General features: G+C 32.4%; 10 protein-coding genes and 1 other RNA gene. 6 read left to right on the forward strand and 5 right to left on the reverse strand.

The genetic code is table 11. The features are described from left to right. Positions 1-11: 11 nt before the first annotated feature. A complete protein-coding gene (gene hutI / locus AC8GF4_RS16780) occupies positions 12-1,247 on the reverse strand; it encodes an imidazolonepropionase (protein WP_506596310.1) in 1,236 nt (411 codons plus the stop codon). 6 nt (positions 1,248-1,253) lie between these two features. Further along, positions 1,254-2,303: a glutaminyl-peptide cyclotransferase gene (locus AC8GF4_RS16785; protein ID WP_506596311.1), complete on the reverse strand. Its 1,050-nt coding sequence runs from the start codon at positions 2,301-2,303 to the stop codon at positions 1,254-1,256. 88 nt (positions 2,304-2,391) lie between these two features. Here AC8GF4_RS16785 and ffs point away from each other — a divergent pair. From ffs to fsa, 3 genes are all read left to right on the forward strand, one after another. Further along, positions 2,392-2,489: signal recognition particle sRNA small type (gene ffs / locus AC8GF4_RS16790), an RNA gene on the forward strand. A 128-nt stretch (positions 2,490-2,617) separates the two neighbouring features. Beyond that, the gene (locus tag AC8GF4_RS16795; protein ID WP_506596313.1) at positions 2,618-3,421 is read left to right on the forward strand and encodes an SDR family oxidoreductase; all 804 of its coding nucleotides are present in this window, start codon (positions 2,618-2,620) and stop codon (positions 3,419-3,421) included. A 162-nt stretch (positions 3,422-3,583) separates the two neighbouring features. After that, a complete protein-coding gene (fsa, locus tag AC8GF4_RS16800; RefSeq protein WP_073353076.1) occupies positions 3,584-4,240 on the forward strand; it encodes a fructose-6-phosphate aldolase in 657 nt (218 codons plus the stop codon). 294 nt (positions 4,241-4,534) lie between these two features. On the opposite strand, the gene AC8GF4_RS16805 is transcribed toward fsa, so the two are convergent. The 3 genes from AC8GF4_RS16805 to AC8GF4_RS16815 form a co-directional block, all read right to left on the reverse strand. Then, positions 4,535-5,974, reverse strand: coding sequence for an MFS transporter (locus AC8GF4_RS16805; protein WP_506596315.1), 1,440 nt, complete (start codon positions 5,972-5,974; stop codon positions 4,535-4,537). Positions 5,975-6,169: 195 nt separating this feature from the next. Further along, positions 6,170-6,871 carry a LytR/AlgR family response regulator transcription factor gene (locus AC8GF4_RS16810; protein WP_506596317.1) on the reverse strand — a complete coding sequence of 234 codons (702 nt, stop codon included), beginning with the start codon at positions 6,869-6,871 and terminating at the stop codon, positions 6,170-6,172. Further along, on the reverse strand, positions 6,861-7,901 hold the full coding sequence (locus AC8GF4_RS16815; protein WP_506596319.1) for a sensor histidine kinase: 1,041 nt from the start codon (positions 7,899-7,901) through the stop codon (positions 6,861-6,863). The genes AC8GF4_RS16810 and AC8GF4_RS16815 overlap by 11 nt, the downstream gene beginning before the upstream one ends. Before the next feature lie 273 nt (positions 7,902-8,174). Here AC8GF4_RS16815 and AC8GF4_RS16820 point away from each other — a divergent pair, with 273 nt between their 5' ends. The 3 genes from AC8GF4_RS16820 (at position 8,175) to nagB (ending at position 15,126) form a co-directional block, all read left to right on the forward strand. Next, positions 8,175-11,228, forward strand: coding sequence for a SusC/RagA family TonB-linked outer membrane protein (locus AC8GF4_RS16820; protein ID WP_506596321.1), 3,054 nt, complete (start codon positions 8,175-8,177; stop codon positions 11,226-11,228). Between the two features lie 10 nt (positions 11,229-11,238). Then, complete coding sequence (locus tag AC8GF4_RS16825; RefSeq protein WP_506596324.1) at positions 11,239-12,828, forward strand: RagB/SusD family nutrient uptake outer membrane protein; 1,590 nt, start codon at positions 11,239-11,241, stop codon at positions 12,826-12,828. Between the two features lie 360 nt (positions 12,829-13,188). Continuing rightward, positions 13,189-15,126 (forward strand): glucosamine-6-phosphate deaminase, encoded by a 1,938-nt coding sequence (nagB, locus tag AC8GF4_RS16830; RefSeq protein WP_506596326.1) that lies wholly within the window; start codon positions 13,189-13,191, stop codon positions 15,124-15,126. The last annotated feature ends 103 nt before the right edge of the window (positions 15,127-15,229 follow it).

Genomic DNA, 15,229 nt, shown 5'->3' on the forward strand with positions numbered 1-15,229 from the left:
TAAAAAAAAATCTAATGTAGTTTTCCTTCTAGAATTATTGCATCAATTAGATTGCTTCCAAACGCATATGGTAATTGGTAAAACGAAGGAATATCTTTTGTAATGATAAGGTTTGCTTTCTTTCCTTTTGTGATGCTTCCATGAGTTTTTGAAATTCCCATTGCATAAGCACCATTTATTGTTGCTGCATTTATAGCTTCTTCGGGAGTCATTTTCATTTTTATGCAAGCTGTTGCAACAACAAAATTCATATTTCCCGAAGGAGTAGAGCCAGGATTATAATCGGTTGCAAGAGCTATTGGAAGTCCAGCAGTAATCATTTCACGTGCTGGAGTATAAGGAATACTCAAAAAATAAGAACAAGATGGTAAAGCAACTGGCATTGTATCTGTGTTTCTTAAAGCCTCAATGTCTTCTGGTTTCATAATTTCAAGATGATCTACAGAAAGGGCATCGTATTTTACACCCGCTTGAATTCCTCCGATTGAATTGAACTGATTAACATGTATTTTTGGTTTTAAGCCAAATTTGAGACCAGCTTCCATAATTTGTTCGGTTTCTTCAACCGAAAAGTATCCAGTTTCGCAAAATACATCAATGAAATCAGCCAATTTGTTTTTGGCAATTTCAGGAAGCATTTCGTTAATAATGCAATCTATATATCCTTTCTTGTTTTCTTTATAAAGAGTAGGGAAGGCGTGTGCGCCAAGAAAAGTGGCTTTTATGGTAACAGGGTAGTTTCTGGATAACTGTTGAATTACACGAAGCATTTTGAGCTCTCCGTCAACAGTAAGGCCATAACCCGATTTAATTTCGACAGCTCCTGTACCCAATTGCATTACCTCTTCAAGACGTGTTTTCGATTGGTTATAAATTTCTTCTTCGTAAGTTTCGTTGAGTTTTTTTGCCGAATTTAAAATTCCACCACCGCGATTGGCGATTTCTTCATAGGTCATACCATTAATTCGATCTACAAATTCCTGTTCACGATTGCCAGCGTACACAATATGCGTATGACTATCACACCATGACGGAAGTACAATTTTTCCACTGGCGTCAATAGTTTTATCAGCTTCTACTTTTGGTAAATTGTCCATAGAGCCGAAATCGGCAATCAAATCATCTTTTATTAGTAAAAAAGCATTTTTGATTGTTGGCAAAACTGCCATTTCAGCTCCGGATACTTTCAAAATTGCACTTTCTCGTATTTGAAGCAGTTCTTTGATATTAAGGATTAATGTTGTCATTTACAATTATTCAAAAACTATTATTTCAAACATTTTATCCCAATTCTTGCCAGTTACAAAAATAGTTTTGGTTTTTGGATTGTAAGCAATTCCGTTTAAAACATCTTCAGGAGTAACTTTCAAAAATTTACGCAACCCCGACATGTCTAAGATTCCTTCGACAGCACCACTTAGAGGGTTTACAATTGCGATGGCATCTTTTTGCCAAACATTCACATAGAATTTTCCGTTAATCAATTCCAATTCGTTGATGGCTTTGATTTTTGAACTACCGGAATATACATTAATATAATCTACCATTTTTTGGGTTTTAGGATCCATTTTCCATATTTTTTCTGTTCCATCGCCCTGATAAATGTGTTTTCCATCATTTGTCATTCCCCAACCTTCAATGTCTTTGTCATAAGTAAATGTTTTTTCCAATTTAAGCGTTTTTGCATCGTATATGAAACCTGTTTTTTCTTGCCAAGACAATTGGTATAATTTTCCATTTATAAAGGTGATTCCTTCACCAAAATACTTGGAGTCTAAATCAATTTGTTTATAAATTTTTCCTGTTTTATAATCGTATTTTCTAAAGTAAGAAGATCCTTTTTGTCCAGTACTTTCACACAACGTATCATTATGGAATTCAAATCCTTCTGTAAATGAAGCGGTGTCGTGGGGGAAAGTATTAATAATTTTATATTTTAATAATTTGGGTGCCACATTCGAAACCAATTCGACTCTCTCTGTGGCTACTGAGTTTTCTCCTCCAAAATACACCAATGCTTTAAGATATTGATACCCTAATTTTTGATCTTTTAAATTAAAACTTAACTTATCATTTCCTTTTTTAGACCCTACTTTTACCTCGTTTACGTAATAAATAATGCTGTCTATTTCTTTGTTGTTTGGGTTCAAAACTCCTATAGAAATCGCATCATCGGATAGGAATTGTGGCTTGAAATTGGAATTATCAATGTTGAAAATAGAATTTTCAACATTTTTTGTGTCACCACAATTAACCAAAGTGATTCCTAATAAAATGATAAATAGGAAGTTATAATTTTTCATAGTTTTAATATTTTAAAAAGCCAATATACAACGATAATTTTAAGGTGCAAAGCTCTTGCAAAGATATAAAAAGATTGTATATTTGCACCGGCAAGTCCTACACGACCAGCTCCTGCAGACTCCCCCAGGATGGGAACATAGCAAGGGTACGTGGTTGAGCGGTGCGATGTAGGTCGCTTGCCATTTTTTTATAAAATTATAAATAGTAGTCTTCCTTCGGGAGGATTTTTTTATTTTAGATAGTTTCTAATTTAAATGGACTAGCTTTGAAGTATAAAAATAGTTACAATTAAAATAATTCATAAAGGTATACAATGAATAAAGTAGTTTTAATTACAGGAGGATCTTCGGGAATAGGGAAGTCCATTGGCGAGTTTTTGCATCATAAAGGATTTGTGGTGTATGGAACTAGCAGGAATCCTGAGAAAGTTTTGAATTCGGTTTTTCCTTTAATTGCTTTGGATGTTCGGAATGCAGATTCTATTTATTTGGCTGTTGCCGAAGTTTTAGCTACATCCGGAAGGCTGGATGTTGTAATAAATAATGCTGGTGTTGGAATTACTGGCCCTTTGGAAGAAATTCCAATGAATGAAATTCGAAATAATTTTGAAACCAATTTTTTTGGTCCTATTGAAGTAATGAAAGCGGTTTTGCCTCAAATGAGAGGACAAAAAGCAGGATTAATTATTAATATTACTTCAATTGCCGGTTATATGGGATTGCCTTATCGTAGTATTTATTCTGCTTCAAAAGGAGCTTTAGAATTAATTACAGAAGCTTTGCGCATGGAAGTAAAATCATTTGGAATCCAAATTACCAACATTGCTCCAGGTGATTTTGCGACCAATATTGCAGCGGGTCGTTTTCATGCTCCTGTATTAAAAGGTTCTGATTATGAGTTATCTTATAGTACTACACTTAATTCTATGAATGAGCATGTGGATAGTGGCAGTAATCCTAATGAAATGGCCGAAGCAGTTTACTCTATCATTCAAAATAAAAACCCTAAAATTCATTATAAAGTAGGTGCTTTTATGCAAAAATTTTCGATTGTCTTAAAAAGAATTCTTCCAGACAAAGTGTACGAAAAAATGTTGATGGACCATTATAAATTGTAAGTATAGATCTTTAAACTTTTAGGTTTTTAGATTGTTGAATTTTTAGATTTTTTTGATTGCTATTGAAATTGCAATTGATTTTTGAAATTGCTATTGTTATTGCTATTGATTTCGTAATTTTGCACCGAAATTTTTAAACACACAATTAAATATAAATAGATTATGAAATTTTTTATTGACACAGCTAATTTAGCTCAAATTAAAGAAGCACAAGCATTAGGCGTTTTAGACGGAGTTACGACTAATCCATCTTTGATGGCTAAAGAAGGAATTACAGGGAAAAACAGCATTTTGAAACATTATGTAGATATCTGTAATTTGGTTGATGGTGATGTAAGTGCCGAAGTAAATGCTTTGGATTACGACGGAATGATAAAAGAAGGAGAAGAATTGGCTGATTTGCACGAACAAATCGTAGTTAAATTACCAATGACTAAAGAAGGAGTAATGGCTGCCAAGTATTTCTCTGACAAAGGAATTAAAACAAATGTAACTTTAGTATTCTCTGCTGGTCAAGCATTATTGGCTGCTAAAGCTGGAGCAACTTATGTTTCTCCATTTATTGGACGTTTGGATGATGTTTCTACAGACGGTTTGGCGCTTATTGAAGAAATACGTTTGATTTATGATAACTACGGTTACGAAACTCAAATTCTTGCTGCTTCTGTGCGTCACACAATGCACATTGTAAATTGTGCAAAAATTGGTGCCGATGTGATGACTGGTCCTTTATCTGCTATTTATGGTTTGTTGAAACACCCATTGACAGATATCGGTTTGGCTCAATTTGTTGCTGATTTCGAAAAAGGGAATAAGTAAGATGAAGTATTCAGTGATCAGGTTTTAAGTGATCAGTGAAGAAATTTAAATAATAAAAGTCCCATTTCATTTAGAAATGGGACTTTTTAAGTTTAATTCCAAAATGAATGAGAATTCAATATTTGGAACTAGGTTCATGTAAAAATCAAATATGCGATTCTCAGCGATTTGATTTTAATCAAAAGAATCAAAATTTTATTCTAAAAAAATCCCATTCTGCTAATTGCAAAATGGGATTTTTATTTGTATCCATTTTACGAATACTAAAAAAAAAACTGAATACTGAACACTTTTCTAATGCCCTCCAGCTATTTTTTTATCAAAATCAATTCCTTGAGTTTTTAAAATACCACTTACTTTCCAAGCATAAAAAGCTAAATAAGCAAAACAAACAATTCCTACTACATAACTGTTTTGTATTCCAATGATTTCAGCAATTTTTCCTTGAAATACACTGACAAAACCACCACCCATAATCATCATAATCAAGAAGCTACTTCCTTGGCTAGTGTTTTTACCAAGCCCGCTAACCGCTAGTGTAAAAATACAAGGCCAAAGGGTACTACAAAACAAACCTACACTTGTAAAAGCATACACACTAATCATTCCGCTAGTTGAAATACCTATGGCTGTTGCAACAATACCCAAAACAGAAAAAATAAGAAGCATTCGGGCTGGATTTCCTTTACTGGCCATATCTGCAGCAATTAATACCAAGATCACTAAACCATATATGTAAAAAGGAGTTAAGTCGTGATTGGCAATAGCATTTACCGCTAAAAATACTCCAAAAGCTAGGTAAGGAGCTAGAAATCTCAATACTTTGAGCAAGCTCATATTTTCAGTAAAAGCCTCAACAGCTCCAGTCCAACGACCAATCATTAAACTCGCCCAATATAATGAAATATATGGAGCAACATCTTTGGTTAAGAAACCTAATTTACTTTCCATATAAGCTGGTAAATTACTTGCTGTAGACACTTCAACTCCAACATAAAGGAAGATAGCTATCATACCCATAACTAATTGAGGATATTGCAAAGCTGAATTTTTGGCTGCAGTCCCATCATGAGATGCAGTTTCTTCAATTAAAGCTGGTCTCTCAGGTAATGAGGAAAATTTTAATAAAATGGCTACTAGTAAAAAAGCAAATCCTAATACTAAGTAAGGGATTTTTACACTCTCAATACTTGCAGTAGTATTTGAATTTGCACTAGATCCAAAAATTGCAAAACTAACAATCAATGGACCGATTGTAGTTCCTAAATTGTTAATACCACCAGCTAATGTTAGACGTTGAGAACCTGTCTTGATTGGACCTAAAGCAATCGCTAATGGATTTGCTACAGTTTGTTGTAAAGAAAACCCTAGACCAACAATAAAAAGACCTGCCAACATCAATGTAAATGATCCAGTATTGGCGGCAGGATAAAATAATAGTGTTCCTAATGCTGAAATAAGTAATCCAAGGGACAACCCATTTTTGTACCCAATTTTGTTTACTAAATCCTCTTTAATCAAAAAGGAAACTCCCATGTATATGAGAGAACCAACAGTATATGCTATATAGAAAGCAAAAGCAACCAATTGACTTTCGCCTTGCGTTAAATCAAATGCTTTTTTGAAAACAGGGATTAAAATGTCGTTACTTGCAGCTACAAATCCCCAGAAGAAGAATACGATAACTAAGGGGATAAATTGTCCCCATTTGGTTTGTGAATTTTCTGAACTCATAATTTAAAAATTTAATTTTTTTTGGTTAATTATTAATTTTTTGATGCTGCAAGACTGTAAATATATTTGTTAAGAATTTTAAAAAAAAATTTTCGCATATAAAGTTTATCACTTTTATATAAACAACATCATTTCGTCAACAAATAACGATTTCGAAAAGGAATTTCGGAATAAAAAACTCAATTTGGCTATAATTTATTCTAGAATTTTGCTTTTTACTTCTTTACTGTAATTTCGACCAATTGGAATAGTATAGGATTGAATTTGGATCCTATTGCCTTCAATTGATTTCACCTTATTTAAAGCAATGGTATACGATTTGTGAATGCGCATAAATCGCTCAGCAGGTAATTCTTCCGTCAATGAAGTTAATGATTTGTGTGTAATATATGTTTTTTCGGGGGTAACTACTTTTATGTATTCTTTCATTCCTTCTATAAAAAGGATTTCGTCAATGTTTATTTTGACCATTTTTTTATCGACTTTTATAAAAATATAAGGCTCAATTCGATGGTTTTCTATTTTGACATTGTTTTTTAAATTGAATTCGGTTTCAATTTTTTGAATGCATTTTATAAATCGAGGTAGTGGGATAGGTTTTACTAAATAATCCAATACTTCCAAATCGTAACTTTCTGCAGCAAATTCTCTAAAAGCTGTAGTTATTACAATACGGGTCTTATTCTCAAGAAGACTAATTAATTCAAAACCTGTCATCATTGGCATATTTATGTCAAGAAAAACAGCATCTACAGTATTAGAATTTAAGAATTCAAGTGCTTCTAATGAATTATTAAATGTAGCTATTACTTCAAAATCTGAAAAATTCACAAAATAATTGAGAAGTACTTTTATAGCCAAAGGTTCGTCATCAATTAGTACACATTTAATCTTCATTATTTAAAGGTATTTGTATTGTGATTATGTAAAAATTAAATTTTATTTTTTGATTTATGGTAAAATTATTTTTATAAATCAACTTTAGTCTTTTTTTAGTGTTGGATAATCCTATTCCTTTTTTAGTTTTTACAGGTTGTGAAATTACAAAATTATTTATGATTTCAAATTCTAGGTTGGAATTTACAACTCTGAAATTAATTTTAATTTTAAGATTATCATTGCTAATTCCTCCATGTTTAAAAGCATTTTCGATGAGGGAAATGAATAATAAAGGAGGTATTTTTATAGTATCTATATTTGATTCTAGGTTTATTGTCACTTCCACATTTTCAAAACGTAATTTTTCAATTTCGATGTAATTTTGAATATAATCGATTTCATTGATTAAAGGAACAAATTTTGTACCTTCAATATCATACAGTACATATTCCATTAACTTTGATAGTTTTATTATTACGTCGGGTACTTTATCTGAAGATTCTAATGATAAAGCATATAAATTATTTAAAGTGTTAAAAAAGAAGTGAGGTTGAATTTGATTTTTTAAATACTTCAATTTAATTTTATTCTGGTTTTCCAGGATGGCTTTGTTTCGATCCCGTTCTTTGAGCCAAGTAAGCATTAAGTAAATAGAAGAAGCAATGGCCAAAACGTACAATTCTCCGATACAAACGGCAACGATATGATTCAATTCGAATGGCTTGTAATCTCTATTGGCTTCGGGCCAAATGTTTTTGGAAATTATAAAATAGGTAAGTCCTGTTTTCAAAAGATAAACTACACTCAAGCTACCGATTAGAGAAAGAGTATATTTAATGTATTTTGATTTTAGAACAAATAAAGGAATTAGAATTAATAGATTAAAATACACTAAAGGTATGTGAAGAGCGAATTCTATAAGATTTGACTTGAAAGAATAGTTGTAATCGTTGAAATAGGCTCCCCAACGCAAAAAGTTGAGTAAAAAATAGATTCCCCAAAACCAAATATGGTTTTTGAGTTTTATATGGAAATTAATTTTTTTCATTATTAAAATGATACAATTTATAAAATAAGAGAAGTAATTTGGTATTATTATGCAACAATAATCATTTTGTCATTAAAAAAGGATATTTATTAAATAAAAAGCTGAAAATTTACACTATCTGTTCATAATATACTTAAGAAAACGTTTTCGAAAAACGCATTATTGATTAAAACATGTCGTTGGTTTAAAAAAAGATGTTGTTTGTATAATTTATTTTTTTTGGAATTACCTTCCAAATACTTTTACACTATAACTAACAAAAATAATTTAAAAATGAGAAAAATTTTTTTAATCGTAATGGTTATTTTTACTGCGCAAGTTTCCCTTGCACAGGTAAAAACAATCAAAGGATTTGTTTCTGATGCATCTGGTGTTCCAGTAGCAGGAGCAAATATTAAAGTTGAGGGAGAAGGGAATGGAACTTCTACAGATTTCGATGGTAAATTTACAATTGAAGCAAAAGTAGGTTCAACATTGTCAGTATCTTATGTTGGATTTGCTTCAAGAAATGTTGTAATTGGAGAATCTTCTGATATTCAAATTAAATTGAATGAACAAGCTTCAACAGCATTAACAGAAGTAGTTGTAACTTCATTAGGTGTTAAGAAATCTAAAAAATCTTTGACTTATGCTGCGCAAGAGTTAAAAGGGGAAGAGTTAACTAGAGTAAAAGATGCCAACTTAGTGAATACAATAGCAGGTAAGATTGCTGGTGTTGCTGTAACGCGTTCTTCTGCAGGAGTTGGTGGATCTACAAAGGTTACTATTCGTGGTAATTCTTCTGTGTCAAACAATCAACCTTTATACGTTATTGATGGTATTCCTTTGTTTAATGGTTCTTCTACTCAACCAAACGAAGCTTCAGGTGCAGAAGCGGGAGGTAGCCGTGATGGGGGAGATGTGGTTTCTCTTATAAATCCAGATGATTATGAAGGAATGACTGTTCTTAAAGGTGCTGCTGCGTCTGTATTATATGGTAGTCAAGGTGCAAATGGAGTTATTTTATTGACTTCGAAAAAATCAAAAAATCAAAAATCTAATTTAAAATTTAACTCAGTTACTACTTTTGATGCTGCAGCGAACTTACCTAAGTTTCAATCGGATTATCATGCAGGTTCTCTTGGTGTAACGAATTTGGATACTGATTTATCTTGGGGTGCAAAAGGATCTTCTCAAGATCATGTGAAAGATTATTTTAATACTGGTGTAACACAAATTTCATCTTTGCAATTTTCAACAGGGTCAGAAGTTGCTTCAACTAATTTATCTTATGCTAACACAACTGCTTCTGGAATTATTGGTGGTAATAATTTAAGCAAAAACAATTTTGGTATCCGTCAAGTTGGTAAAATGTTTAATGATAAATTAACTGTTTCTGCGGATGCAAAATATGCTGCTCAAACTTTAAACAACAGACCAGTTAATGGATTGTATTACAATCAATTGACAGGATTGTATTTGTTGCCAAGAGGAAATGATTTTGGTTTTTATAAAGATCAATATCAAAGTTTTGATTCTTCTAGAAACCTTAATGCTCAACAATATCCAGTGATTAATGAAATTATTCAAAATCCTTATTGGTTGACAAACAAAGCTGCTTCTATAGATTCTAATAAATTCTTTAATGGATCTTTAGCTTTGGATTACAAAGTGGCTGATTGGTTGAATATTTCTGGTAGATATAGCTACAATAGTATCGAGAGTATTTTTGATAAGAAAGTACATGCTACAACTACACAGGCACTTGCTAGTGAATCAGGTAGGTACATTAATGTTAATACTTTGAGTACTCAAAATTATGGAGATTTAATTGCTACAATTAATACAAAGATAAATTCTTCTTGGACTTTCAATTCTATAGTTGGTACAAGTTTTAATAAAACTTCTGCAAATGAAGCGACTACCCTAGATTCAGGAAGGTCTGGTAGAGGATTAATTTATACCAATTATTTTACATTGGGTAATTTTTCAAATAATCTATCTAATACTCAAACTTTTGGTGGTGTAAGAGAATTAAATTCAGTGTTTGCCACAGCTAATTTTGGATTCAAAGAAATGTTATTCTTAGATGTTGCTGGTAGAAATGACTGGTCATCAACATTGGTAAATACAGATAGTATGTCTTATTTTTATCCATCAGTAGGAGCCACAGCAATTATAAGTGAAATGACTACTTTGCCTGAATGGATTAATTTTGGTAAAGTTAGAGCTACTTTTGCACAAGTTGGTAATGATATATTCCCTTTTGTAACTTCTCCTAGTTCTACAATTGTAAATGGTCAAGTTGTATCACCAAGAGTTGGACCAAGACCAGGCGAATCTTTGAAGCCTGAATTAAAATCAGAATTTGAAATCGGTACTGAATGGAGAATGTTTTCAAATAGATTACGTTTCGAACTATCGTACTACAAATCAGAAACAAAAAATCAATATGTAGAAGTTCTTGCACCTGACACTAATCCTTTTGGTTATGAATTTTATGGTATAAATGCAGGTAGCATTGAAAATCAAGGACTAGAGGTTGTATTATCAGGTACTGTTTTGAAGAATGATAAGTTTTCTTGGGATGCAACAGTTAACTATTCATTGAATGAAAACGTAGTAAAGGATATTCCAGCTACAGCAGGTGACTCTGGTAGAATAACTTTGACTGATGGTAATAATATGAACTATCGTTATGCACTTGTTGAAGGACAACCTTTTGGAGTAATTGAAGGGAAAAAATTATTACGAAATGACAAAGGTCAAATCGAATTGGATGACACTGGAAATGTACAATTGGGTCAATATGAAAATGTTGGTAATGCAAATCCAAACTATATGTTAGGTTTCCAAAATGCATTTAAGTATGGTAACTTCTTTGCAAACATTCTTATTGATGCTAGAATTGGTGGTGATGTCATGAGTCTAACTCAATCTGTTCTTGATGGTTATGGTGTTTCTAAAGAAACTGGTGACGCAAGAAATTCAGGTAGTGTTTCTATTAATGCAATAGACAAAAATGGTGTAGCTGTAACTTCTATGGATGCCGAGAAATACTATAAAGCAGTTGGTGGAATTGATAAAGCAACTGGTGAATATATGTATTCTGCAACAAATATTAGTGTAAGAGAGATTTCACTTGGTTATACTTTTAATACTAAAAGCTTACCATTTATACAATCTGCAAATTTATCTTTAATTGCAAGAAACTTATTCTTTATATACAAAGATGCTCCTTTTGATCCTAATGTATCATTAAGCTCAGGAGAGACGCTACAAGGGGTTGATCTTTTTGGAATGCCTTCAACAAGAAGCATTGGACTTAATTTAAATGTTACTTTCTAAATCATATATCATGAAAATAAACAAAATAAAAAAAGCTGCTATATACATTTCTATGATTGCAGCTGTAGGATGTACAAGTGATTTCGAATCAACAAATACTAATCCTCAAGGTGCTACTAACGAAACTTTGTCACAAGATTTTGGTATTGTGTCAGCACCAATGAAAGTTATGTTCAATAATGTAATTATTCAAATGCCAGAATGGCAATATCAATTGCAACAAAACTTAAATGCTGATATTTGGTCTGGATATATGGCAACTCCAACTGGATTTGCTGGTGGATCAAACAATACTACTTACAATCTTATTGATGGTTGGAATGGTTTTATTTGGAATATCGCATACGGTAATTTTATGTCTAATGCTTTAAAAGTTGAACAACTTGCAAAAGATAATTTAAAAGATGTTTATGCAATGTCTTTGGTTCTTAAAGTACAAGGTATGCATAGAGTTACAGATATTTATGGACCAATTGTGTATTCAAAATTTGGTACAGAAAGTTCAACTGTAGAATATGATTCTCAAGAACAAGTTTATACACAAATGTTTTCAGAACTAGACACTGCAATTAATCAATTAATGATAGGTGCTGATTCAGGTGCAGAACCAATCAAGAATATTGATCAATCAAGTTATGGTGGAAATCACGTTTTATGGATAAAATATGCAAATTCATTACGTCTTCGTTTAGCAATGAGGCTTGTTGAGATTAAACCTGCATTGGCTAAATCACAAGCATTAGCAGCAATAAATCAAAAATACGGAGTAATCAAGTCAAATGATGAAAATTTTGTTTTAAAATCTGCTACTCCAAATGCTATTAACACAATCAGTTCAGGATGGGGAGATATTTGTATGTCAGCTGATATGGAGTCTATTATGGGAGGTTATAATGACCCTAGAATTACGAAATATTTTAGTGCTTCTACTCAATTTTCAGGCGAATATAAAGGTGTTCGTACAGGAATTGAAATTGCATCAAAAGCGGATCATTCTGACTTTTCAAGAATAGGTGATGTAGTAAAAACAGGTAATATCGTTTTTCTATCTGCAGCTCAAACTAGTTTTTTATTATCCGAAGCCGCATTGAGAGGTTGGACATCTGGTTCTGCCAAAGCTTTATATGAGAACGGAATATCATTGTCTTTCTCTCAAAATGGAGTTAGTGGAGATGCTTCTTATATTCAAAATAATACTAACAAACCAAAGGATTATGTTGATGCAGCTTCAGTAGCAATACCAGCTTATGCTGTTAACAATTCTCCTGCTGTTAGTACAATCACAGTGGCTTGGGATGATGCAGCTTCAAATGAGATTAAATTAGAGAAAATTATCACTCAAAAATGGATTGCAGGATTTCCAGAAGGTCAAGAGGCTTGGTCTGAGTACAGAAGAACTGGATATCCAAAACTTTTCCCAGTACTTAAAAATACAAGTGGAGGTAAAATCTCAACAGAATTTGGCCCTAGAAGAATAAACTTTGCACAGTCTGAAAAAGATGGTAACCCTGGTGGTGTTGCAACTGGTGTTGCAAAATTAGGAGGACTTGATAATGGAGGAACTAGACTTTGGTGGGATACTACTGGACCTAATTTCTAAAATACTATAATAGTTATTTTTTATTCCAGACAGGTGAAAGCCTGTCTGGAAATAAAAAAATGAAGAATTGAAAAATGATGTTGCAAGATTTTTTTAATTGATTTTTAAAGGTTTATAACCAATCGCTTTGATTTGTAAAGTATATTTACTTTGTTTTAAGAGCTTATTACTATCGAAATTTCTTTTATTTTTATTAAAAATAAAATTTACATATAAAACAAAATTTAGAAAGTTTTGTTTCCAAAACAACTAGAATTAATTTGAATAAGATAATATGAATAATTATCTTAAATAAACTAGGATTGCAAACAATAATTTAAATTGTCACTCCTTAAAAAAAAATACATAATCATATACAACATGAGAACTACATCAACCTTAGTTAATGACATTAGTTACAAACCAGCTGGACAATTTGAAGATACTCGTTTTGAAAAAATTCACAACGTAATTTTCAAAAACTCTACAGATGCTTCAGTAATCGTCGCTCAAGAAATTGCAGATTTAATTCGTTCCAAACAAGAAAAAAATAAAAAGTGCGTATTGGGACTTGCCACAGGTTCTTCTCCGATAAAAGTGTATCAGGAATTGGTACGTATGCACAAAGAGGAAGGTTTGAGTTTTGACAATGTGGTTTCTTTTAACTTAGATGAATACTATCCAATGCCAAAGGAAAGCAATCAAAGTTATCATTACTTCATGCATCAACACCTTTTTAATCACGTTGATATCAGACCGGAAAATGTAAATATTCCCGATGGAACTGTTGAAATAGAAGACCTAAATCAGTTTTGTGTGGATTATGAAATGAAAATTAAAAATGCAGGTGGTCTTGATTTTCAGCTGTTAGGAATTGGGCGAACAGGACACGTTGGTTTCAATGAGCCAGGATCTCATATTAATTCTGGAACCCGCATTATTACTTTAGATCATATTACAAAAGTAGATGCGTCTGGTGATTTTAATGGTATCAGTAATGTTCCAAAAAGAGCCATTACCATGGGAGTTTCAACCATTCTGAGATCCAAAAGAATTGTATTAATGGCATGGGGACAAAACAAAGCTTCCATTATCAAAAGAACCATTCAAGGTGAGATAAGCTCTGAAGTTCCAGCTACATTTTTGCAAAACCATAACAATACCACTTTTGTATTAGATGATAGTGCAGCTTCAGAATTGACTAGACTAGAAACACCATGGTTGGTAGGAGAATGTATTTGGACAGAACAATTAAAAAATAAAGCAATTGTTTGGCTTTGTCAATATACGGATCAATCTATTTTGAAACTGACTGATAGAGATTACAACAACAACGGAATGTCAGATTTATTGGCTGCTGGTAGCTCTTCTTATGACTTGAATATCAATATGTTCAACGTTTTGCAGCATACCATTACAGGTTGGCCAGGAGGAAAACCAAATACCGATGACACTAATAGACCCGAACGATCCAATCCAGCAAAGAAAAGAGTTATACTTTTTAGTCCACATCCAGATGATGATGTAATTTCAATGGGTGGAACTTTTGCCAAATTAATAAAGCAAGGTCATGATGTACATGTGGTGTATCAAACTTCTGGAAATATTGCAGTTACCGATGATGAAGCCTTGAAATTTGCCGAAGTATGTAATGATTTCATTGATGGAGATAAGTCTGGAATTAATTTCCAATCGGTTATTGATTTTATAAATTCAAAAACTCAAGGCCAAAGTGATTCTGATGAAGTTCGAAAATTAAAGGGCTTAATAAGAAGACGTGAGTCTTATGCAGCAACAAGATATATTGGTTTGAAAGATGAAAACACTCATTTTCTAGATTTACCTTTTTATGAAACTGGAATGATTCAAAAAAAGCCATTGGGTCCAGAAGATATTGCAATTGTAAAAGAAATCATTGAACGTATCAAACCACAACAAGTATTTGCTGCAGGAGATCTTGCCGATCCACATGGTACGCATGAAGTATGTTTGAATGCCATTTTTGCGGCTATGAAAGCATTAAAATCAAAACCATTCATGAACGATTGTTGGTTGTGGTTGTATAGAGGAGCTTGGCACGAATGGGATATCCATGAAATTGACATGGCTGTTCCGTTGAGTCCGGATGAAGTATTATTGAAAAGACATGCCATTTTATACCATCAATCACAAAAAGACAGGGTGATGTTCCAAGGAAATGATTCCAGAGAATTTTGGGTTAGAGCAGAGGATCGAAATAAAAGCACAGCCAAATTGTATGATAAATTAGGTCTTGCCGAATATGAAGCGATTGAAGCTTTTAAACGATTTGAGTACTAAATACCACTTTTTTTTATTGTTTAGTACAACGCTAAACTTCAAGAATTTTAAATTCTTGAGTTTAGTGCTTGTTTACGGCTAAATTGTTTGACAGCAATACTAA

This window comes from Flavobacterium rarum (SeqCode) (genome assembly GCF_965234445.1).
Taxonomy (GTDB): domain Bacteria; phylum Bacteroidota; class Bacteroidia; order Flavobacteriales; family Flavobacteriaceae; genus Flavobacterium; species Flavobacterium rarum.